The organism is Peteryoungia rhizophila, from assembly GCF_004912145.1.
Classification (GTDB): domain Bacteria; phylum Pseudomonadota; class Alphaproteobacteria; order Rhizobiales; family Rhizobiaceae; genus Allorhizobium; species Allorhizobium rhizophilum.
This window is the reverse complement of the sequence record NZ_STGT01000008.1, coordinates 64,402-85,673: the sequence shown is the minus strand read 5'-3', so window position 1 is coordinate 85,673 and position 21,272 is coordinate 64,402. Positions and strand designations below refer to the sequence as shown.

The following is a 21,272-nucleotide window of genomic DNA, read 5'->3' as shown; positions in this document are numbered from 1 at the left end:
AACCTGCCATAGCTTTGACACTGCAATAGTTTCTGGGCCGCTCAGGGATGTAGCCGCGATGAAGTCAGTCAAGGTCAGCCGGCGAAGACGCGTTGGACGACCAGTCATATGGCATCTGCCATGACGCAGCTCGATGCCGGCGGCGACGTCTTTCCTGTGCCGGGAAGCAAAGCTAGGTCCCCGCTATCTGAGCGAACGGCCAGGGCCGGGCTTCTGGCGACATGCGGCCGCCTTTTTACGAAATGTCTCGATTTCGTCACCTTGCTGATTCTCGCCCGTTTTCTCGGACCCGAAGAGTTCGGCCTCGTCGCGATGGCGATGACCGCCGTGCTGATCGTCGAAACTCTTTCCGAGATGCCACTGGCAGCAGCACTTCTGAACCACGAGCAGCCGACGGAAAGCATGTATGATACCGCGCTGTCGATCGCCGCACTCCGTGCGCTAACGATCATAGCACTTCTCTGCATGATGGCCTGGCCGCTGTCCCTGCTCTATCAGGAACCCCGCTTGATCGCTCTGCAATCAGCGCTGTCTCTCGCGCCCGCCCTGCGCGGACTGCTGAGCCAGAAACTGACGGAATATAACAGGGTCATGGACTTCAGGCGCGACGTGGCGCTCGACATCATAGCCAAGGCTGGTGCACTCGTGATTGCCTCCATACTGGCGATCGCCACCGGCAGCTATTGGGCAATCGCCATCGGCAAGATTTCCAGCACGGCGCTGGCAATGGTCGCCTCCTATTTCCTCGCCCCGCAGCGATTTCGCTTCACGCTCCGCGACTGGCATATCTTCTCCGACATGCTGGGCTGGAATGCCGCTCGGCAATTCCTGTCAGCGGTCAACTGGCAAGCGGACAAGGTGGTGTTGCCCCGCTATGTCGACATAGGGACATTCGGCCAGTTCACTTGGGCCGACAATCTGATAGCCATACCGGCTCAGGCGATCATCCAGCCCATCACGCCACCCCTGTTTTCCGCATTCGTTATGGCACATCAGGCAGGTGCTTTGGACAAGGCCTACCTGAAGGCATCGGCAGGGGTCTATTCGATCGCTGCCCCTCTGTTTCTGACGATGGGAATGCTGGCCGCCCCCATCATCCATCTTATCCTAGGCCCCTCTTGGCGGGAAACCGCAGGCATCCTGTCCTGGCTCGCCTTGGCAGCCGCCGTGGGTTACGCGCCAACGGTGCTCTTGCCGGCGCTCGCCATGTCTCTGAACAGGACGAGGGTTGCTTTCGAGAAGCTGGCTATCGAGTTTAGCGTGAAGGTTCCTCTAGTGGTCGGACTGACAATGGCCATGACCTTGCAAGGGCTGCTGATAGGGCATGCCATCGCGGCAATGGTCGGCTTCCTGGTCAATCTCTTTTTCGTCAAAAAACTGATCCGAATTGGCATTCTGGCGCAGCTCTCGAGCCTGCTGCGACCCACAGTCGCAATGATCCCAATAGCGTTCTTCCTGTACACGGCGCAATCACTGTTCACCCCCGATGACAGCGTGCTGCAGACCTTCTTCAATCTGGCTTGGGTCTCTGGACTTGGCATCACGATTTTTGCCGGCACAACCCTGATCCTGTGGAAGATCGCCGGCTCTCCGGACAGCTGCGAATCCTTGCTTCTGTTGATGATGCGGAAAATACTGGCTCGCTGAGCGCAAATCCGATTGCAATGGAATTTGGCAACGAAGATTCTGGCGCCCCGATGCACTCCAAAAGACACTCAGCCAAGCAAGGGAATTGAGGCGACTGCACGCCGCCGCTGGCCAATTGGCGCCTTTTGCCGTGATCCAGCCTTTTGCATCTGCTGACGATAGATATCGAGAAGGCTTCGCTCCCAATCCATCGAAGACAGCGCAAGCTTCTCCCGATCCCGGAAGCCTTTGAAGCTCATCTGGGAGATTCGGGCGTCATCAGTAGCCAATTCGGCCAAACAACGGCTGAGGCCACCTGTTTCGTAAGGATTGCAGGACAGACCCACCCCGTGCTCCAGGATCTCGTCGCGCGTTGCCGCAAAATCGCTGATGATTACTGGGATGCCGGAGGTCAATGCCTCGTAGGCAACGAGCGAAAAAGTCTCGCGGGAACGCGTCGGCACGACGAGGCATCGCGTTTCAGCCGCAACCTCCTTGAGGCCTCTATGGTCCTTAAAACCCGCGATCCTCGCGCCCGGATAGATGGCGGCAATGTCGGAAGCGAGAGCGCCCTCACCCACGAATGTCACAGGTACCTTCGCCTGCTTCGCAGCTTCGGCGAGGAGCAGAACGCCCTTGTCGTGTTCAAGGCGACCGACAAACAGGAAACTGCGGTTTCCTTCGGCGCGCACGCGCTTTTCAGACCAGGATTGAACGGGATTGCGCAGCACCTTGATGACATGGGCAGGGATTCCCCCCCTCTCAAGCAGCGGAACCATGCCTTCGTGCACGGCAAGCACCGTCGCCCCCGAGCCCGATATATCCATCAGAAACCGCCGCTCGATGTCCCGGACAATCCGCCATGTCTTCTCGAGACGAGACCGACGGTCGCAATTGGCACCCAGACACGACAAGGACAACGGCCTTTTCGTGCAGGGCAGGCCCTGCTGGAAGTGGAAGTAACCACCATTCGGGCAGGCAAGAAAATAATCATGCGCCGTGAGGACGACACGGTCCATCACCGGCCGAAGCGCATCAAAGATGGAGGGCGAGAGGATTTTGGACCAGTTGTGAACATGATAGAGTGTCTCGGGCGTGTCCTTCGACCGGATGAGCGATCTCAGCCGCCGGGCCGCCGGGATGTTGTAGAGCCCCTTGACCACAGCCATCGCAAAGGAACTGTTGCGAAGATCGCTGGCACCCACTGCATGTAAAGTAACGCCACTCTGCGCTAGGTCTTCATTCCTTCCGAAATCACCGCAGAAATATTCAACCAACAGACCGCGATCCGCAAGCATTGTGGCATTCCGTAGCGCAATTACTGAGGGGCCGTCCCGCGGCTCGCAAAGGTCGCTGATTAGCACCACGCGACGCGGAAGTCGTTTGGTCCCGCTGGCATCCGTCAGTCCCGTCATCACGCGTCCCCTACGCTGACACAAAAGTGCACCTAGCCACATATTCGTCCGCATCCGCCGCCACCGAAAGCGGCTTGCCTAACATTCCCAGCCTGGACAGGCGTCAGGCCCCACCAGCGCCTGCCGGTTTCCCCTCTTTAGCGACCACTGTTCGCTTTTTACCCAGATCGGCTGCCCGTTCGGGCGCCAATTCTCCGGTCATTCCGTCCACAATTGCGCGGATGTTTCCCCTCAATCGCCCCTTCCGATCCACATAGGGTTCAGGCAATAGCAGCCTTCCGACGTTGCTCGCGATGTTTTTGAAGATTTGGGCTGCGACGAGATGAGGCTTCATGGTCCCCTTTTTCAAAAGGTAAAGAGGATTTGCGACCTGTGAATAGCCCAGCCGCACGCCGCTAGTGCGGCCACTCTTGACACCCATATGTACACCTTGGCAGCCGGACCATTTAACGAGGCGCCCCCCTTTCTTGGCCAGCGCAGCGCCAAAGTCCCGATCCTCCAGCCAGCCGTAAAGGACAAGCCGGTCGTCGAAACGAAGCGAGCCTATGGCCTTCATCCGAAACGCCATGTTGCAGCCATAGGGGCTGAAAGTTTCGATACATCGTTTTGCGCCTGCTTCGGCTTCGGCCGCGACCGTGCGCGCAGCCTCTTCGAAGGCGATGCCCGGCCCCTTGATCCCATCTGCAATGACATCGCCGGTGATCCCGACAACAGAACTCTCGTCCTGAAAGACCTTCGCAGCCTCTGCCAGCCAGTTCGGGTGGGCTATGAAATCATCATCGAAGAAGACCACAATGTCTGTTTGCGGATCAAGCGCGTTGAGGGCCGTATTCCGTTGGCTCGCCAATCCGACGGGTCCCAACACGATCGTCAAACCTTCAAGATGAACAAGGTCCCCGGCATCCTCGGGCGTCACACAGGAGACGAGGACTGCGGACGGAGCCAGCCGTTGGGTCGACAGGAAATGCCGCACGGTCTTGGAGACGATCTCCGGCCGCCCAAGCGTGGCAAACACGGCCGCGATTCGCGGAGCAGGCGGCGGCGCCGAGGGGAATACACGTCTCTTGGCAACCGCCGGAGTTTCAAGGAGTTCCAGATAGCCTTCGGCACTATCACGCCAGGAGAAATTCTTGCACCTCTCCCGCCCGCGCCCGGCAAGATCGACCTGCAACCGCGGAGACATGGCAAGCGTCTCAATATGCTTGACCCATTGCGCAGGATCGAGCGGCGACCCCATGAGCGCGGCTGCGCCGCAGACTTCGGGCATACTTGCGCAATCGGATGAAACGACAGGACAGCCACGCGCCATCGCCTCGACAATGGGCAGTCCGAAGCCCTCCGTGAGCGACGGAAAGGCAAGGCAGAGCGCATGATCAAGCAAATAGGCGAGGTCGTTGTCGGAAACTCGGCCGCACCTGTGAACATTGCCGGGAAGAGTGCGGTCCTCCCGGTCGCCGATATCGTTTCCACCGGCGATGACGACGTTGATGCCTGATGTGTCGAGCCACGGCGCAATTTCGACGAGCAGAGCCATATTCTTGTGCCTTGCACCGGAGCCAATCGCCAAGACGAATGGCCTGTCTCCCTCATGGACGGGAAGCTCTGCGGGCAAACTGGCCAGATCCGCATCCCAAAGAAGCGCGTGTTCATGACCGTTCGGCAACACAACGATCTGCGAAAGCGAGATCGGCAGATAGCGTGCGATCTGCCGCGCCGAGGCATGCGATACGGTCGCAATTCTCACGGCTCTCCGCGCAAAAAGAGGTTGAAGGCTGCGATACGCGGCGCGAAAGCCGCGCGTATAGCTGTCAGGTGAGGAGAGCACATTTGTGTCATGGATGCAGACGATCTGCTCGCTTTTGATCACCGGCGCCATGTTGCAAAGGTTGAGAAGCCGCCGCCCCCGCGCTGCGATCGGAAGCTCGACTTGCTCCCAGCCGTAGCCGCCGAGTGCGCCCACTTCGACTGCATCCAGTCTCTCATAGACGGGATGCCGGACGCCCTTGGGAAATAGCAGAGTCGATCCGCGCGCAGCTTCGGTCTGGTCAAGAGCGTTCACGATGTTGCCGGCGTATCTCTGAACCCCGCTCAGATTTTGAGCAAGGAACCGACCGTTGATCGCGAAGGATGCAGTCATTTTGATGACCAGTCCTGGATGTCGGCAGACGCATACTGAAACACTCTAGCCATGCCATTCTCCTTTGTGACCGCAGCCATGTTCGGAAGTTTCCGGACCCAACATTACTGCGACATACGGCATTCCATCCCCGGGCGGAGACACGACTGACACAATCCAGCACGACCGCGCCGATCGCTAAACCACCGATTTTGCAGTCTATTGACCGTCACTTCCGCCTCCTAGTCGGTACTGCTGGCGACAAGTCATCAAAAAGGGGTAGGACCCGTTCCCTCTTTTGGACTGCGAACTTCGGCGTGCGCCAGCCGGCCGCCAAATTCAATGCAGGGGCGCATGGCTCACTCCCTCGAAAACCGGCGAAAGCGATGTTGCATATGGCTTCACATCGACCACCGTGTGACGTTCCGAAAGCGCCTGATCGATGACCCTTTTCATTCCGGCCTTGAAGTTGGCGACACTGAACTGTGCAGCATGAAGCTGGATGAGTTCAGGATAGAAGCGTTGCTCCATCGTCTCGAAGAGATCTATGGAGCTGGCCAGGGACTCCACCGTCTGCTCCTTGAACAACAGTCCGGTGTGGCCAGGGACGATAGTATCGAGTGCACCACCCATCCCAAAGGCGATCACGGGCCGTCCGCTGGCCATTGCCTCGACCGGCACGATGCCGAAATCCTCCTCCCCGGGGAATATCAGGGCGCGGCAGCGGGCGAGATAGTCCTTGAGCTCGGCGAAAGAAGCCGGCCCCGTGAACCGGATCGTCGGCCCCGCCATCCGTTTGAGTGCCGCGACATCCTGGCTGTCACCATCGCCGACAACCACGAGATTGCGGTTGAGTTTCGTGAAGGTACGAACGGCGAGGTCGATACGTTTGTAAGGCACGATCTGGCCGGCACAGAGATAGAAGTCGTCGACGCCAGTCACTGGCGCGAAATCATCGACGGCGACGGGTGGGTGAAGCACCACGGAAGAGCGGCGATAGTATTTTGCGATGCGGCTGGCCACGTGATGCGAATTGGCGACGAAGCGATCGACCCTCAGGCTCGAATTCGCATCCCAGGTCCTGATCAGCGGTGCGACCAGCGGCATCATCATCTTCGCCAGGAACCCGGCATTGCGCCGGTACAGATGGTAATGATCCCAAATGTAGCGCATCGGCGAGTGACAATAACAAATATGCACGGCCTGTGGCGGAGGGATGATCCCTTTCGCAGGCCCGGATTCACTCGACAGGATCAGATCGTATCCGGTGAGATCGAACCCCTCGAGCGCAAAGGGCATCAGCGGCAGCATCGACTGGTACCGCTTCTTTGCCCCCGGAATGCGCTGCAGGAAGGATGTGAAAATCCTGTGCCGCTTGAGCTTATCCGAGATTTTGTCGTGATCGCAGACCAAGGTGAAAATGTCTGCGTCGGGATACATGTCGCACAGCGCCTCGACGACTTTTTCGCCGCCACGCATCGACACCAGCCAGTAATGGACAATCGCTACCCGCATGCTCGTCATTCCCGTCGCTTGAGCATCGCACTCTAGGCAGGCATGCAGCCGCTCGCGAAGAGCGCCCTAAGGTCACCAGTAGGAACAATCCCTTCGAGATCGTCGAAAATGCTCGGCCGAAGGAGGCAGCGTCAGAGGTATGAAGGGCTCCCACCTCATCCAATTGGAGTGGGGGCGTAGTCGCTCCTACCAAAAGTGACTAGCTCGTGAAGAGGGGGAGGGAATTTACTCGGGACAGCAGGCCGCGATGATGGTGCTTAAAAGACCTTGAGCCCGGGATGAGTCCTGTTGGCGGTGTTACGACAATGATGGGACCGCACCATGCCGAAACCAACCACTGCAATGCGATCGAGGCCCGGAAGGCCATCGTCGAAAATCTTCTGGCTCGCCGTCGCAGGTCTACTTTGTCTGCCGGCCACGGGCAGCCTTGCGGCCGAGGTGCCATTGATGCCACTGACCCAGCTGAGGGTGACCATCGTGGAGTGGATTGCGTCCACCGGGGAGTACAAAGAATGGACCCCGCTCAACGGTCAGTATGTCGTGTCTCCGTCCAATACGATTGCCATCCCTCTGCTTGGTGAGTTTTCCGTAGCGAACCAAACGCCGAGTCAGGTTGCAGGCGAGATCAGCGCACTTCTCAAGCAAAAAACGGGACTGGCGGAATCCCCGGCTGCATCGGTCGAAGTCGTTCGGTACCCGATGTTCTATGTGTCGGGCTCCGTCGAGCGAGCCGGCGAGCTGGAATATCGCCCAGGCCTCACGGTGACGCAGGCCGTCGCCATGGCGGGTGGGCGCGAACGGCGCACGGACGCCAATGGCTCGCGCGAACTCGAACAATTGCGATATGCCGGCGAACTCAACAGCTTCGATCTGAAGCTCAACCAGCTCATGGCACGGCGCGCGCGCCTTGAGGCGGAACTAGCGGAGCGCACCAAGATCGAGTTCCCACCGGAACTCGTCAACGCTCTGGATGGAAGCGCCGGGAGAGTCTTCGTCCAGAGCGAGACCGATCTCTTCGTCGCCAGGGCCGAAGCGCTGAAGCGCCAGTTGACCTCGCTGTCCGAACTCCAAGTTCAGCTTCAGAATGAAGTCAACGTGTTGAATGAGAAGACGGCTGTTCAGGACCGCCAGATAACAATCGCCGAAGATGAACTGGCGAGCATTTCGTCGCTCGTCGATTCTGGCACGCTCGCGAAATCGCGCGAGACAGCCCTTGAGCGCGTAGTGGCGGATTTGAGCAGCGACAAGCTCGACCTCGTGATCGCCGCCATGCGCGCCAGGCAGAAACTCAGCGAAACGGAGCGCGACGCGATTGCCCTGAAGGGGCAACAGCGCACGGAAGCCGGTCGAGAGCTTCAGGAGATTGTCGCCGAGTTCGAGGACACGAAACTCAAGCGCAACACAACAATCGCACTGTTGCAGGCTACAGGTGCGGCCATCTCCCGGGATACAGCCCGCGTTGCAACAAACACGCAGGCCTTGGAATACTGGGTAACCCGCGCTGATGGAGACGGCATCCCTCTGAAGCTGCCGGAATCAGCAGAACTTGCACCGGGCGACGTACTCGACGTGCGTTACGACATCTCTGCCACCGTTGCCAGTGCCACTCCGTCTGCAGTCGGACAGCCTTCACAATGACCATTGGATCCCGAGACCGGACAAGGAATAGAGCGCATGGCAATCCACGAGCTTGCAATGATCGACGGCCGTCAGGCACCTGACCGAGGGGAAGCCTTGGGATCGGAAATGCTGACGTTCCGTGATCTGGTCAACTTCCTGCGCCGCAACGCCCGGCTGATTGCGCTGTCGACTGCCATTGGGCTTCTGTTCGGTGTCATTTATATCGCCAAAACGCCGTCGAGTTACGAAGCCCAAGCTCGTCTCGTCATCGACCCGGAGCAGAGCCGCATCCTGTCCCAGGACGCGGCCACGGGCACGGTGATCATCGAGGCGGCGGAAATCGCCAGCCAGGTTGAGATCGTCAAGTCGGAGGCCATTGCCGCCGACGTCATACACAGGCTCGGTCTCCTGAATGACCCGGAGATCGTCAGTAGCTCGTCCTGGTATGGAGCCCTCCGCCGGAACTTGGCCTTGGCCGCCAACTTCGTCTTCGGCGGGAGCGGCACGGATGAGACACAGCAGACGGAAGAGGAGCGCATGCGGCGCACTATGGAGGGCTTTCTGTCCCGCGTGTCGGTGCGCCAGATCGGCCAATCCTACGTGATTGAAATCGCCTATCACTCAGAAGATCCAAAAAAGGCAGCGAGGACGGCCAATGCGCTTGCCGAGGCATACATCCGCAATGGCATGAATGATCGCGCCGCCGCCGCGAAACAAGGTGCACTGTGGCTGGAAAGCCGTCTTATGGAGGTCGGTCTAAAGGCACGCGAGGCGGCCCTTGCAGCCGAAGAATATCGGAACCAACATGACATCACTGCCATGGCAAACGCCACCACGCTCGATCAGCAACAACTGTCGGAGGTCAGCAGTCAGATGCTGACCGCACGCGCTGCAACGGCAGATGCATCGGCAAAGCTGACCACGCTCACCAGCCTGATCGAGAACAACTCGACCGATGCAAACCTGCCGGAACTCGTGGATAATCAGCAGCTCATGAAGTTGCGTGAGGAAATGCGCCTCGCGGAAACACGCCTCGCCGGGTTGAAGGAGCGCTACACCGCCGGAAATCCGGCCATCACGGCGGCAACGGCCGATATTGCCAGGATCCAGTCCAGCCTCGTTCACGAACTGCGTCAGGTCGAGGCGCTGTATCGCTCGAACCTCGAAATCGCTAGGAGCAGGGAGGCATTGGCCGAGCAGCAGTTCGCCAGCGCCAACCGTCAGGGGGCGGACAAGAACATCGCACGCGTGGAGCTGGCCGAAATCGAAAGCCGCGCAAGCACCTATCGACAGATATACGAGAGCATACTGCAACAGTTTGTCGGCGCCTTTCAGACCCAGTCCTTCCCGCTCGGAAAGGCACGCATCGTCACCGCAGCAACCGAACCGCTTAGCCGCACCTGGCCCAAACCCTCGGTGCTTCTGCCCTTCTCAATGGTTCTGGGCATGTCCTTCGGCCTGCTCGCGGCCGTCAGCCGCCATGTCCTGGATCGCCGTGCAGGGTCGGGAGAACGCCTCCAGCGGGAACTCGGCCTGGCTTCGCTGGGACATGTTCCGATCTACCGACGGGATGGCAGAGCGGGCGAACCCGCAGCCGGCCTACCGGCCACCATTCTGCCACTGAGAGCCATCCTGGACACGCCCTATTCCGCCTTCTCCGAAGCATTGCGTGGGGTGAAGAACTCGCTCGACTCGCTGATCCCGGCTGATGGCTCGATGGTTGTCGGCATAACCTCGGTCGGAAGCGGCGAAGGCAAGACGACGATCGCCACCAATCTCGCCCAACTGTACCAGAACGAGGAACAATCGGTCCTGTTGGTCGATGCCGACTTTGTTTCGGCAAGACTGACAAGGCTCGCCTACAACGCGGCACCCGACTTCGCGATAAAACCGATCGCTTCCACCATGCTCGGCGAACCATCGGAAGGCGCCACCGTGTCGCGCCTCCCTCGTACTTCGCGCCACCCGGAACGGGTCGTGATCGATCACGACCCTGACTACGGCTCAGAGGATACGGCTGTCCCGGTTCCCCTGCTGACCGTCGAGCAGACGCGCCGCCTTGCGATCGCCCCTTATCGCTATGGGCACCTTTCAGCCCTGAAAGAGGCCTTGGCGAAGCTGCGGACGCAATACAAGCTGATCATCGTCGACATGTCCGGTTTCGAGGAATCTGCAGATACGCGGGCGATCTGCTCGCATGTCGACGGCATCATCCTGGTGATCGGCGACAGCCGCAAACTGACCATCGAACGGCTGACCGAGGCGCTCAAATCCTTCGGCCGTTCCCGGATTTCCCTTCTCGGCGTGATCTCGAACCGCAGCAGCGCCGGCAATGTACACCGATCTGCCTTCACCGGGGGCATGCTCGGATGAACGTGGAAACGATGAAGCAGAAGTCGCTCTCGCCACTGAATAACGCAAAGCTCTTTCCCGGATTGACTGTGGTAGTCGGCATACCGAGCTCCGGACGCCGCGACATCATCTCGGCCGTTGTTCCACATCTGGCGCGCCAGGCTCGAAAACCGGAACAGTTGGTGATCTGCGCGCCGACATCCGACGACGTCGACATGGCAGAATTAGCCAGCTTGCCCTTCCCTGTCCAGTTCCTGAAATCGGAGCGCGGCCTCTGCCGGCAGCGGAACGCGATCCTCGACGCGGTGCCAAACGCCGACATCATCCTATTCCTCGACGATGATTTCTTACTTGCACCGAGCTACATCGCCGAGGTGGAAAGGCTGTTCCTTCGGAATCCCGATGTCGACGTCATGACCGGTACCGTGCTTGCCGATGGTGCGACCGGTCCGGGAATCTCAGTCGATGAGGGACTGGCGGCCGTGCGCGATGCGCCTGCCCCAACTGAAAGCCTCTCCATACGTGAGACTTACACCGGTTATGGATGCAACATGGCTGTTCGCATGTCTACGGTGCATATCTGCAAGCTGCGCTTTGACGAGGAGTTGCCCCTCTATGGCTGGCTGGAAGACGTCGATTTCAGCCGTGCTGTCGCCCGCTTTGGCCGAGTCGTCGCCTCCCCACATCTGCTCGGCGTACATTTGGGGACCAAGAAAGGACGCATGAACGGTCAGCGCCTCGGCTATTCGCAGATCGCCAATCCAATCTATCTGCTGGGCAAACGAAGGATGACTTTGCGCCATGCGCTTCTTCAGATGACCCGCAACTTGGCCTCCAACATCGTCAAAGTCTGGCGGCCGGAACCGTGGGTCGATCGCCGGGGGCGGCTGAAGGGAAACTTTCTCGCAATCGCTGACTTCCTGAGGGGACGACTGTCACCGCAGAACATTCGCGACATGGACTAAGCGGGCCGGATCTCTGTTCGACCAGCCGGTAACAATTGAGGCGGCAAGCAATGATCCGGAAATAGGGTTTTCTAACGCCGCAGACCCCACGGTCATCACTTCAACCGCCGGACTTCCAACCTGACGTAAACGCGGCGCTTTTGCGCGGCGCCGACTCCCGTATGCGTGTAGACGCAATGCGACAGTACAGATGATGACCAAGGGGCAACCTGCTGATAGCCGACCGCTCGAGATCCTGCAAAAGATTGCCTCATCACACCTCACATGCGCGTCCGACACACTTAAGCGTGACGAGTGGATACCGGGCGGGCGGAACGCGTCTCTAGGATCAGACGAGGTGCATGCGGGGAGGTTCCGAGTGAGGGCTCGGAAAAGGACGGCCACGATAGCACATCAGCCCCAATCCGAGGAAACCCAGCAGCCTGAGCGCGTCGGAGATCATCCTCAGAAGGACGACGATTGGCTGGCGTAACGCCCCCGACACAGGGAAGCACCCTCTGCTCCGGACCGCTACTGAGGTCGGATCTTCATTCTCTGTCTTCATCACGAACTCCCGCCAGCCGTCCGAGACGAAGACGACGAGCAACGTGATCAGCGCGTTGAAGTCACAACGCGTCCGGCAATCATGAAGGCTGCGAGTTGGCTGACCTGCATCACCACCTCCGAGAGGAAACGTCAAATGGCAATGCTGAACACCGCTTGGCCATCACGCTTTCGCCCGATACCTCGTTTCGGGAAAGCCACGTGCAAGCCTCGGCGAATATTCTTACCATCGGCATTCCTGCCTTATTCGTCTTCTACGGTATCCGCAGTAGGAATTCATGTCGGCTTCCCTCTCGCAGCGTTCAGGATCGGGATGACTTCAGACTTTGTTGACCATTTTTCGGTGTAATTCGATTTTCAAGGAGGCCAAGACGGGTCGGATGTTCTCGGTACAGTCATCGGGGATCTTAAAGGCTCGGCGCTGGCGAGAGGCTTATCAATGAGCGAGATTGCTTTGAGACTCCAACTCAGATGGCTCGTCCTTCTCTTTTGCCTGAGCTGCTGGGTAGCTTTGGCCTATTGGGCGCTCTGAGCGCCTTTTCAGAGGTCGTTTCGAGCGAAAAGGACGACGAGGATCGTCTTCATGATGATCGTCACATCCGTACGCATCGAACACGAATTGTAGTAGTCGACATCGAATTGAACACGTTCCTCGTATGACGTGTCCGGCCGCCTAGACACTTGCCAGAGCCCGGTTAGGCCTGGCGTCATTGCAAGGTAGCAGTGAAGGTTTGGGCCATACCGCTCAAGTTCCTCGGCAACGATCGGCCTTGGACCCACAATGCTCATATCGCCCGCCAGAATATTGAAAAGCTGGGGTAATTCGTCAAGGCTGGAGATCCGGAGAAGCCTGCCCAGCCAGTGTATACGCGGGTCCTTCTTTAGCTTCTGGCTATCCTCCCATTCCTGCCGCCGAACCGGGTCCGTCTCCAGAAGGTCGGCAAGGACCTTGTCGGCGTCCTTGCGCATGCTGCGAAATTTCAGGCAGGAAAAGGACCGACCGCCGCGACCGATCCTCTTGTGGCGGAATATGATCGGCCGGCCGTCAACCAGCAGCAGGGCGATAGCGATGACCACCAGAGCCGGCAAGAGGAAGAGGGCTGCGAGCAGCGAGAAGACAATATCGACGATACGCTTCATGCTCCGCCGCGAGATTTCCGGCGGTGTCACAAGTTCAGCGTCACGTTGGGCAAAATTGTCTGAATACAGTGACATTACCTGTCCTTTCGATATCCCTAAGCTGCCTTTCAAACTGCCCGGAAGCAATTGATCCAGGGAGGCAGCGGTTAGACCGATAGGGGTAGATGCAACGCTGATCCTCGGCCGAAAAGGCGAGTGCAGCGGAAGGCGCGGCACCGGTGCAGGTGCCGCCGGGATCGGAGGATGAAGTGAGCGCTCGTTCCGAAATCTGGAAGTGGTGATTTTCCGGTCCGGCATGCATCAGGCTGGCAAGGACGCCGGCACTCTCACACCAAGGGGAACGGCACTACATAGTCCGGCCATTACAAAGAAAATCAGGCCGAGATCAACAGTCGATCCGGAAATCAGCGCTCCGAGGATCAGGCAGAGGCAGCCGTTTCGGGTGGCAAGCCCGACATCAGCCTCGTAGCTTCGCGGTATTCCGCGAGGCAAGAGGACCCCTGTCAGAAGGAAGAGTAGGAAGAACATCGTTCCCGGCACTCCGACATTCGACAGCAGCGCCACGGCAAAGGACGAGGTTCGGACCGTGCCGAGACCAACCCCCAAACCATAGGAATCGAAGAAGTTCGATATCCCGGAAGCGTTCCAGCTCCCTCGCTCGAGAGCAGACAGAGACGTCGGCTTGCTGAGGATGGTGACATCAATGAAATCGTAGACCAGGCGGTAGACATCTCCGCTCAGGATCAGCACGAAGACGAAGAGTACCGCTGCAATCGGAAACGCAAGAACGATTGCGAAGCTGGCCCGCGTCCCGGTCGAGCCACCGCTGCGGAACAAGCTGGTGACATAGAGAATGGCGAGGCAGATTGGCAGGCCGGCAATCCCTCCAGATGAAGTGGAGCGGACGATCAGGATGCAGGAGACGACAAAGAGGATCCCGCTCACCTTGCTGTGCCGGCCACAGATCCATAATGTTCCGCAATAGCCAACCACGGCCATGCTGACGCCGGCAAAGGACGAGGCCTCGGGCCAGGAGCCGATAATACGTCGCATTCCTGCGACCGATTCGTCGGCATGGAACGTATAGGTGGAGTTCCGGATATAGGCGAAGAGGTCGGCAAGAGGCGTGCCGGGGCTGATGAGATCTGCAATCCCGAAGAACACGTTCGCGGCACCAAAAGCCAGTAATCCGATGGTGACATGTCTAAAACCCTGCGAGGTTGAAGCGATCGCCAGGATCAGGCTGAAGGTCACGAGGTCCGCAATAAGATAGACGGCTTGGGTGAAGTTGCCACTGACCGGGCCCAGCGGAATCGTGCCGTTGATGCTGGCTCCGGCCGTTGCACCGAGTGGCACGATTGTCGTCGTGTCTTGCAACAGGCGCGGTGCAAAATAGCCGGCGAGCACGCCATAGACCACCAGCAAGACCAGCCAGATAAATGGTTGCGACCGGAAAGCCCGGTCGATCACAAAGCTCGGATTGCCGTGCAACCATAGCGTCGAGAGCAACAGGAACACAAGAAAGAAGTGCCCGGGTTGGATGCCCGTCGAGCCAATCAACAATGCTGCGGCACCTCCGAGCACCGGAAAAATCGCGAATGCGATGACGGTCGGACCGCTGCCCCGCAAGAGGCAAATCATACCGATCAACAACGTCACGATACCGATAGGCTCGATACCCATCCATGCCCTTTCCATTGTGGCAGAAAACGACCTTCAGCACGAATGCCAGTCTGCCGATCACACCATTCTGTTCGTAGCCTGCGCCGTCGCCGAACTCTGCCACGTGCGAAGGATATCGCGGCTGATCCGGACATGGTTGAGAATGTATTCGTCCGCGCCCAACCCGCCACGCCCCATCCGTCCCTGCGCTCGAATTGCCATCTGGCAGGCCCTCTCGGGGCATTCCAGAATTTCAATCAGGGCGTCCAGCAAGGCAGATTGGTCTCCCGCGGGAACGTAGCGGATTTCCCTGTCGGAGAAGTAGTGCCGAAGCCCGCCCGTGTCGGATGCAATCACGGGAACACCGGCCAGAACGGCTTCTTCGATGGCCGTGATCCCGCTGGCATGCAGGTTTTCCTGCAGAGGCACACAGACGACGTTTGCAGCGGCGAACGCGCACTTCAGCTCGAGATTCGACTTCGCCAACCGGACATCGACATTGGGTATGTCCGCGACCAGCCGCCCAGGCACGGAGCCGGACAGGATTGTCAGGGCGAGATCGGGGCGGCGCTTTACGACATCGACCAGGGTCTTCCAGTCGCGATGCCTGTCATTGCCGACTGCGAGGATCCGTAAAGGTTTCTGCGGAAGCACTCTTGGCAAAACTTTTGTCTCGGACGGGATTCCAAAGGGAACGAAACGCAGATCAGCAGCGGGAAACAGCGCTTCCGCAACCTGCATGTTCAAATGAGAATGGAACGTCAGAACGTCGACCCGCTTGATCAGAGCGGAATACAAACGACGTTTGACGAGAGACAGATTGCTCCAATGATCGAATAGCCAGACCGTTTGCCCGATAATCTTCGTCCCATTGCCGGTGAGCTTCGCCACAGCTGCTACCGCGAGATACTGCGATTCCGTATGGGTCCAGATGACGTCTGCTGTCTGGAACTCCTTTCGCTGACGCCAGGCATGCAGAAAATCGAAACCCAGTAGCAGCCTCGCCCCATAGCGAAGCATTTTGCCGACCACCGTCTCATGGCAAGCCTTGGAAAAGGACACCGTGCAACCGAGCGCATTTGCGCGACCATATCCATATGGTGTGTCGTCATTGACCCCAACAAGGCTTCCATCCGCCCAGCCCGCCTTCCAGCGATCGACATCCTTATTTTCGGCCAGATGCACAAAGACTCGCAGTTTCGCCCCGGATGCTTGCTGATCAACATGACTTGATGACATCGCGCTCACCCGAGGCAAGAATGGAACCAACTTCGCCGCCCAGACGAATTGAATACGACCCATGTTCGGGCTAGCTGCACCTCGCCCCCATTTAGATGAAGTCGGCAGGTTATCTGGCAATTGCTTACCACGACCCTGCGGAGGGTAAAAGTCTCCTATCGGTCATTGCAGGAGTGCTGAATCACTTGTACTTTTTGATGAAGTAGATGAAGGGATTTCGACTTGAATACCCAATGCATCGCCTATGTGACCGACGAGAATTATTTCTTCCCGACTGCTGTTTCGGCTCTCCAGGCGCGGAAGGCGGCTTCCTCGTCGACCGATATCGTCATTGTCCTCACGGAAGGCTTCAAGCATAAGGCTGAAGCAGTGGATTTCTGCAAATCGACCGGCATCATCTTGCTTGATGGGTCGCAATTCCTGTCCGAGAAATTTGCCGAAGTTGATCGTCGGGAGTTCGGAGCCCGTATCAGCATCGCTGCGATGGGCCGCCTCCTACTTTCCGATCTCCTTCCTGCGCACTACCGCCAAGTCATCTATATCGACGGTGACACCCAGATTATCGGCGATATCTCGGCACTGGAAAGGGTGGAAATCCCAAGAGGCAAGATCCTGGCAGCCATGGACTACATGTCGATCATGGAAGCGGCTCGCACCGGACAGCCACAGGGCTATTTCAATTCCGGCGTCCTGAAATTCGATCCCTCAGACTGGATTGGTCCCGCAGCGTTTCGGTATTTCACCGAACATGGAGGCCACCTTCATGATCAGGGCGCTCTCAATTCCGTTGCGGGCGATGCCGTCATCTTCATATCGAATCGATGGAATTTCCCGAGGCAGTTCCTCCACCTCGCCGACAAGCAACCGACTATCATTCACTTTGCATCCCATCCCAAGCCTTGGGACGGGGTCTATTTTCCGTGCTCTCGCAAGGAGACCATTGTCTACAGCGCGACCTTGAAGGCCTATCCTACTCTGGCGCTTTTCGTCCGAAAGATCTCCCTGCCCAGACGTTTGGCTTATCACCTGCGCTCCATTGGGGACCGAATGGCTTATTATCTGCCCGTTCTGAGACGTGGTACAGATCCGGAGGCAATTCGCCGGGTGGTCTGCGACTGGCACTATGATGACACAGCGCTATCGCCTTGCCGCAATCGACCTGCGCCCTTCTAACCACACGGGCGCAGGTGGATTGCCGACGCCCTCGGCTATGGCGGACGGCCCCGTGAGCGAGGAGAGCACTAGATGATGAAAGCAAAGGACAGGACAACCGGACACCTCCGCAAGAGTGCCACTTTGACTGCCATGGTTCTGGCGATCGGCGCCACCGCGACTCCTGCAGCGGCGACAGACGTCTTGGCGCAACCCACCGCTACCTTTCTTGACAGCATTGGTGTCGTTTCCACCTTCGAGGACCGAGGGCAACCCTATGACAAGACGCTCGAAATGCTCCGCTATGGCGGCTTTCGGTGGCTTCGCGGCGGAATCGAAGGGCTTAGCGAAAACGGTCCCCTAACACTCGACAGTTTCTTGGGGCTCCACAAGGACGCCGGCGTAAAGATCAGCTGGGGCCTGGTCAGCGGTAACGGCGACGTTGATCTGCTCCTGTCCACCGGACGAATCCTGGCTGAGGCGGACGCACTTCTTGCCTTCGAGGGTAACAATGAACCGAACAACTGGCCCGTGACATACAACGGGCGGGAAGGCGGCGGTCGCTATTCGTGGTTGCCCGTGGCCGAGCTTCACGCCGATCTCTATCGAAAGGTCAAGAATGACCCCGTGTTGAAGAAGTACCCCGTATGGTCGATTTCGGAGCCAGGAGCACAGACAGACAATGCCGGCCTGCAATTCCTGGAGATTCCGCAGGATGCGGGGACCTTGATGCCTGACGGCACCCGCTTCGCCGACTATGCCAACGTCCACAATTACATCTATCATCCAAACGTGCCCCACCCGGCCGACAACAAGACATGGGATGCGGCTGACCCGACGAGTTCCTCGTCGGTCGATGGCCTATATGGAAACTTTGGACAGACGTGGGCCAACCGATATCAGGGCTACTCGGAAGACGTACTGTTGGATCTCCCACGCGTGACGACCGAAACCGGCGTAGCCATTGGTGGGGCGGTGGACGAGAAACTGCAAGGCGTGAACCTGGTGAACGTCTACCTTTCGCAATTTGCCAGAGGTTACAGCTATACCTCGGTCTACATCCTGCGCGATCGGACGGACGAACAAGGCAACCAGACCTTCGGCTTCTTTCGGCCCGACTTTACCCCACGGCTCGCAGCCCATTACCTGCACAATCTGACCCGGATCCTCGCAGATGCCGGCCGCCGGGAAGCGCCTAACCGGCTCGACTACGAAATTAGCCCGCAGCCCGAGACGGTCCACGATCTGTTGCTGCAGAACAGCGACGGCGCGTTCCAATTGGTCGTCTGGGGCGAAGCGCTCGTCGGCGAGAGCACGGTCAAGGTGAGCCTCGGAGAAAAGGCGAAGCGGGTCGAGCTGTATAACGCCACCAAAGGCAAAACACCGCTTGCCACGTTCCAGGATACGTCGGAAATCGAGCTCAATGTGAGTGATCATCCACTGGTCCTGAAACTCGTATTTTGATTTCTGCCTTGCCGGCCCTTCGGGGCGATGGATGTGTTTAAAAAAAGCAACGGAGCCCCCAACCCTTGAGGTCGACGGGGTCCGATGCTGCAATTCCCGAAAAAGCGATACGCCGAAAACCACAGAGGACCGGCAGCGGGATTTCCTACTTCAGCTTGAACGCAACCTGCGTCCGGTTGGTCACGTTCAGCTTCTTCATGATGTTTCGGATATGCACTTTCACCGTGCTTTCGCAAAGGTTCATTTCATAGGCGATGATCTTGTTCGCCTTCCCGCGGCGCAGCGCTTCTGCGACTTCGACTTCCCGCGGCGTAAAGCCTTCGTGCAAGTAGCCCGCCCCTTTGACCACCGAGTTCAGCGCCTCGCGGTTTGCCAGCAGACTGCTCGCGGGAATGAACACCCCGCCTGCTCGGGCAAGCGAGATCGCTTCCGCCGCCACGCTGATGTTAACGCTCGTCGGGATATATCCGCGCGCTCCGCAATCGATCGCCTTCAGAATATCTCCGAGATCGTCAGATTCTGCGATGACGATCACAGGGCTCAGCTTGAAGGCTGCCGTTACATCCTCGATTTTTTCCGCGGCCACCGCCCCGTTGGGCTTGTTTCCCGTCAATACGAGCAGAATTGCCGACGGATCAGACGCAAACTGCCGCTTGCGCCATTCCTCGACGGATCCGACCGCCGCGATCTGCATTGTCGGATCATAGCCTGAAAGGCTGCGAGACAGGCACTCGCGATCCAGCACCCGGCTGTCAAGAATGAGGATGTACTCGCCTGACTTGGACTCAGCCGCCTGGCTGCTCGTCAGCGAACTTATGTAATCGATATCGGCCTTCGTGACCTTATTGGTATTGCTTGAGGTCGACGCATATGTACCCATTTCAAACCCCTCAATTCTGTATTTTTCGAGCCACCAAGCGTCTCGAAGACAAAATAAAACCCCGCCCCGAAAGGAGCTCTGCTGTCAGATTTGAATTTTCCTAAGATTACAGGGGTAAGTTTTCACGGTTCTATTAGGATTGCATTAACCTAAGTTAAGTCTTTACCCAAGAAGCCGTAATTCTGCCATTTTATGGTCGATGCAAGCGAATTTTGGATGGCTTTTGGGTCGAGAGCAGCGATCTAGAGGCCAATTACCGGCCGCGAGACAGTTAAGGCTGCTCCATTTCCTGCAAGCTCGTATTATCTTGACTGCTACCCGTCAGGTAACTTGGGTCGAAATCGACCAGTTCCATCAGTTTCCGCCGGTTGAGAAATTCGACAATCCCGTTGCGGAACGAGAGCAGACCGCCCAACCGCATTTCCTTCAGGACGCGATTGATATGAACGGTCGACAGACCCAGGGCGTCGCCGATCTCTGACTGCTTCAAAGGGCACTCGAATCCGTTCAAGCCAGGGCGGGAAGCATTTCCGGCGCGAATGGCGAGTTCGAGCAGCAAGTGGCCCGTGCGGCCAAATGCATCCCGCCGCCCGATGCTGGCAAGGCGTTCGGCAATGCGCGCGTGGCGCTTCATCAGTTCGATGGTCATGATCAGTGGCAGCTGCGAGCCACCGTCGTTGCCGGCACCGGACATCTGCCCCTGGAATTCATAGCAGGTGACATCTGAAACGGCATGGACAGTCTCGTGCGACATGCTCGTCGAGGCCGCAGAGAGCACATCTCCATGCAGGAAGAAATCCGTCACGATGCGAGTACCGTTCGACATCGTCTTGCTCGATATCGTCCAGCCGCTTTCTATGAACAGGACACGTGACAAATGACTCTCAACGTCGAAAATCGTTGTTCCGGCAGGATAGTTGCGCAGGCTGGCGCGGGTAGGCCTAGCACCGGGCTTCCGGTGTTCCGAGGCCAATGCTTGACGCATATTAAGATGATCATCCAGCCGCATGATATCGCCTCTATGTCCGCACCCCACGGACTAACAATTTTTTAACACATTTACTTCTCTGCGTAATCAGAATCATTGCAGAACTTTGCCAAGGTGATTACCCGTTTAGGTTAACCGAAAGCCCAAAAGAATGTTCCTTGGCGAGAACGGCAGGCTGAAGAGTGCTGCGCACACTGTCATTGTTCAAAAAATTGTTCGTCATTAAAAAAATCAGAAACCTATACCCTTTGTATAGATCATCTAGGGCAAGTTCTACACCGTAAACTGTCCAAAAGTGGTAGGAATCTGGATTAGATACTTCTTTCCGGTTAGCTCTCGTTAGTATTCTGCGTTGAGGTTTAGAGACGAAGGGAAACATCGTCCGAGGGCCCGAGGTTGGCCTCTGGCCAGGACGCATTCGCTTGCCCATGCATTCGACGGCTCAGACTACGCTCAAAGCCCCTAGACTTGTACTCACTATCCACAGCCTCCACCTTTCCGGCCGGCGGTTCGGGGAAGCGTTCCGCCTGATTGGCCAAACGGATTAGATCAGGGCTAGTCGGCCGACCCATTTCATCCCAATGACCAAATGTTC

The 21,272-nt window shown here is 57.9% G+C and carries 14 protein-coding genes; 6 read left to right on the top strand and 8 right to left on the bottom strand.

The genetic code is table 11. From position 1 onward, the window contains the following. Nucleotides 1-108: 108 nt before the first annotated feature. Nucleotides 109-1,647, top strand: coding sequence for an oligosaccharide flippase family protein (locus E9677_RS23810; RefSeq protein WP_136560552.1), 1,539 nt, complete (start codon nucleotides 109-111; stop codon nucleotides 1,645-1,647). A gap of 68 nt (nucleotides 1,648-1,715) precedes the next feature. On the opposite strand, the gene E9677_RS23805 is transcribed toward E9677_RS23810, so the two are convergent. The 3 genes from E9677_RS23805 to E9677_RS23795 form a co-directional block, all read right to left on the bottom strand. Then, a complete protein-coding gene (locus E9677_RS23805) occupies nucleotides 1,716-2,924 on the bottom strand; it encodes a glycosyltransferase family 4 protein (protein ID WP_168801326.1) in 1,209 nt (402 codons plus the stop codon). A 220-nt stretch (nucleotides 2,925-3,144) separates the two neighbouring features. Further along, the gene (locus E9677_RS23800) at nucleotides 3,145-5,178 is read right to left on the bottom strand and encodes a glycosyltransferase (protein ID WP_205910194.1); all 2,034 of its coding nucleotides are present in this window, start codon (nucleotides 5,176-5,178) and stop codon (nucleotides 3,145-3,147) included. 318 nt (nucleotides 5,179-5,496) lie between these two features. Further along, nucleotides 5,497-6,672 (bottom strand): glycosyltransferase, encoded by a 1,176-nt coding sequence (locus E9677_RS23795; RefSeq protein ID WP_136560549.1) that lies wholly within the window; start codon nucleotides 6,670-6,672, stop codon nucleotides 5,497-5,499. A gap of 447 nt (nucleotides 6,673-7,119) precedes the next feature. Here E9677_RS23795 and E9677_RS23790 point away from each other — a divergent pair, with 447 nt between their 5' ends. Genes E9677_RS23790 through E9677_RS23780 form a run of 3 tightly spaced genes read left to right on the top strand, consistent with a single transcriptional unit; the run spans nucleotide 7,120 to nucleotide 11,609 of the window. Continuing rightward, nucleotides 7,120-8,310, top strand: a complete 1,191-nt coding sequence (locus E9677_RS23790; RefSeq protein WP_235883088.1) for a polysaccharide biosynthesis/export family protein — start codon at nucleotides 7,120-7,122, stop codon at nucleotides 8,308-8,310. Between the two features lie 36 nt (nucleotides 8,311-8,346). Then, nucleotides 8,347-10,665, top strand: a complete 2,319-nt coding sequence (locus E9677_RS23785) for an exopolysaccharide transport family protein (RefSeq protein ID WP_136560548.1) — start codon at nucleotides 8,347-8,349, stop codon at nucleotides 10,663-10,665. Then, nucleotides 10,662-11,609 (top strand): glycosyltransferase family 2 protein, encoded by a 948-nt coding sequence (locus tag E9677_RS23780; RefSeq protein ID WP_136560547.1) that lies wholly within the window; start codon nucleotides 10,662-10,664, stop codon nucleotides 11,607-11,609. The genes E9677_RS23785 and E9677_RS23780 overlap by 4 nt, the downstream gene beginning before the upstream one ends. Before the next feature lie 1,083 nt (nucleotides 11,610-12,692). Here E9677_RS23780 and E9677_RS23775 read toward each other — a convergent pair. From E9677_RS23775 to E9677_RS23765, 3 genes are all read right to left on the bottom strand, one after another. Then, nucleotides 12,693-13,367, bottom strand: coding sequence for a sugar transferase (locus tag E9677_RS23775; protein ID WP_136560546.1), 675 nt, complete (start codon nucleotides 13,365-13,367; stop codon nucleotides 12,693-12,695). A 225-nt stretch (nucleotides 13,368-13,592) separates the two neighbouring features. Further along, nucleotides 13,593-14,975 carry a hypothetical protein gene (locus tag E9677_RS23770; RefSeq protein WP_136560545.1) on the bottom strand — a complete coding sequence of 461 codons (1,383 nt, stop codon included), beginning with the start codon at nucleotides 14,973-14,975 and terminating at the stop codon, nucleotides 13,593-13,595. A 57-nt stretch (nucleotides 14,976-15,032) separates the two neighbouring features. Continuing rightward, complete coding sequence (locus E9677_RS23765) at nucleotides 15,033-16,256, bottom strand: glycosyltransferase family 4 protein (protein WP_136560544.1); 1,224 nt, start codon at nucleotides 16,254-16,256, stop codon at nucleotides 15,033-15,035. Nucleotides 16,257-16,439: 183 nt separating this feature from the next. Between E9677_RS23765 and E9677_RS23760 the strand changes: the two genes are divergently transcribed. Together E9677_RS23760 and E9677_RS23755 are read left to right on the top strand one after the other, a co-directional pair. After that, nucleotides 16,440-17,366, top strand: a complete 927-nt coding sequence (locus tag E9677_RS23760; RefSeq protein WP_168801325.1) for a glycosyltransferase family 8 protein — start codon at nucleotides 16,440-16,442, stop codon at nucleotides 17,364-17,366. A gap of 72 nt (nucleotides 17,367-17,438) precedes the next feature. Next, complete coding sequence (locus E9677_RS23755; protein ID WP_205910193.1) at nucleotides 17,439-18,809, top strand: glycosyl hydrolase; 1,371 nt, start codon at nucleotides 17,439-17,441, stop codon at nucleotides 18,807-18,809. A gap of 145 nt (nucleotides 18,810-18,954) precedes the next feature. On the opposite strand, the gene E9677_RS23750 is transcribed toward E9677_RS23755, so the two are convergent. Both E9677_RS23750 and E9677_RS23745 read right to left on the bottom strand, forming a co-directional pair. Further along, nucleotides 18,955-19,503 carry a response regulator transcription factor gene (locus tag E9677_RS23750; RefSeq protein ID WP_328591189.1) on the bottom strand — a complete coding sequence of 183 codons (549 nt, stop codon included), beginning with the start codon at nucleotides 19,501-19,503 and terminating at the stop codon, nucleotides 18,955-18,957. A 457-nt stretch (nucleotides 19,504-19,960) separates the two neighbouring features. After that, the gene (locus E9677_RS23745; RefSeq protein ID WP_136560541.1) at nucleotides 19,961-20,698 is read right to left on the bottom strand and encodes a Crp/Fnr family transcriptional regulator; all 738 of its coding nucleotides are present in this window, start codon (nucleotides 20,696-20,698) and stop codon (nucleotides 19,961-19,963) included. Nucleotides 20,699-21,272 lie beyond the last annotated feature (574 nt).

Bases quoted from the DNA above. Each gene is read 5' to 3' on its own strand.
- E9677_RS23750 (WP_328591189.1), bottom strand. From the start codon at position 19,503: ATGCAGATCGCGGCGGTCGGATCCGTCGAGGAATGGCGCAAGCGGCAG.
- E9677_RS23810 (WP_136560552.1), top strand. From the start codon at position 109: ATGGCATCTGCCATGACGCAGCTCGATGCCGGCGGCGACGTCTTTCCT.
- E9677_RS23770 (WP_136560545.1), bottom strand. From the start codon at position 14,975: ATGGGTATCGAGCCTATCGGTATCGTGACGTTGTTGATCGGTATGATT.
- E9677_RS23780 (WP_136560547.1), top strand. From the start codon at position 10,662: ATGAACGTGGAAACGATGAAGCAGAAGTCGCTCTCGCCACTGAATAAC.
- E9677_RS23805 (WP_168801326.1), bottom strand. From the start codon at position 2,924: ATGCTTGCGGATCGCGGTCTGTTGGTTGAATATTTCTGCGGTGATTTC.
- E9677_RS23755 (WP_205910193.1), top strand. From the start codon at position 17,439: ATGATGAAAGCAAAGGACAGGACAACCGGACACCTCCGCAAGAGTGCC.
- E9677_RS23765 (WP_136560544.1), bottom strand. From the start codon at position 16,256: ATGGGTCGTATTCAATTCGTCTGGGCGGCGAAGTTGGTTCCATTCTTG.
- E9677_RS23775 (WP_136560546.1), bottom strand. From the start codon at position 13,367: ATGTCACTGTATTCAGACAATTTTGCCCAACGTGACGCTGAACTTGTG.
- E9677_RS23790 (WP_235883088.1), top strand. From the start codon at position 7,120: ATGCCACTGACCCAGCTGAGGGTGACCATCGTGGAGTGGATTGCGTCC.
- E9677_RS23795 (WP_136560549.1), bottom strand. From the start codon at position 6,672: ATGCGGGTAGCGATTGTCCATTACTGGCTGGTGTCGATGCGTGGCGGC.
- E9677_RS23745 (WP_136560541.1), bottom strand. From the start codon at position 20,698: ATGCGGCTGGATGATCATCTTAATATGCGTCAAGCATTGGCCTCGGAA.
- E9677_RS23785 (WP_136560548.1), top strand. From the start codon at position 8,347: ATGGCAATCCACGAGCTTGCAATGATCGACGGCCGTCAGGCACCTGAC.
- E9677_RS23800 (WP_205910194.1), bottom strand. From the start codon at position 5,178: ATGACTGCATCCTTCGCGATCAACGGTCGGTTCCTTGCTCAAAATCTG.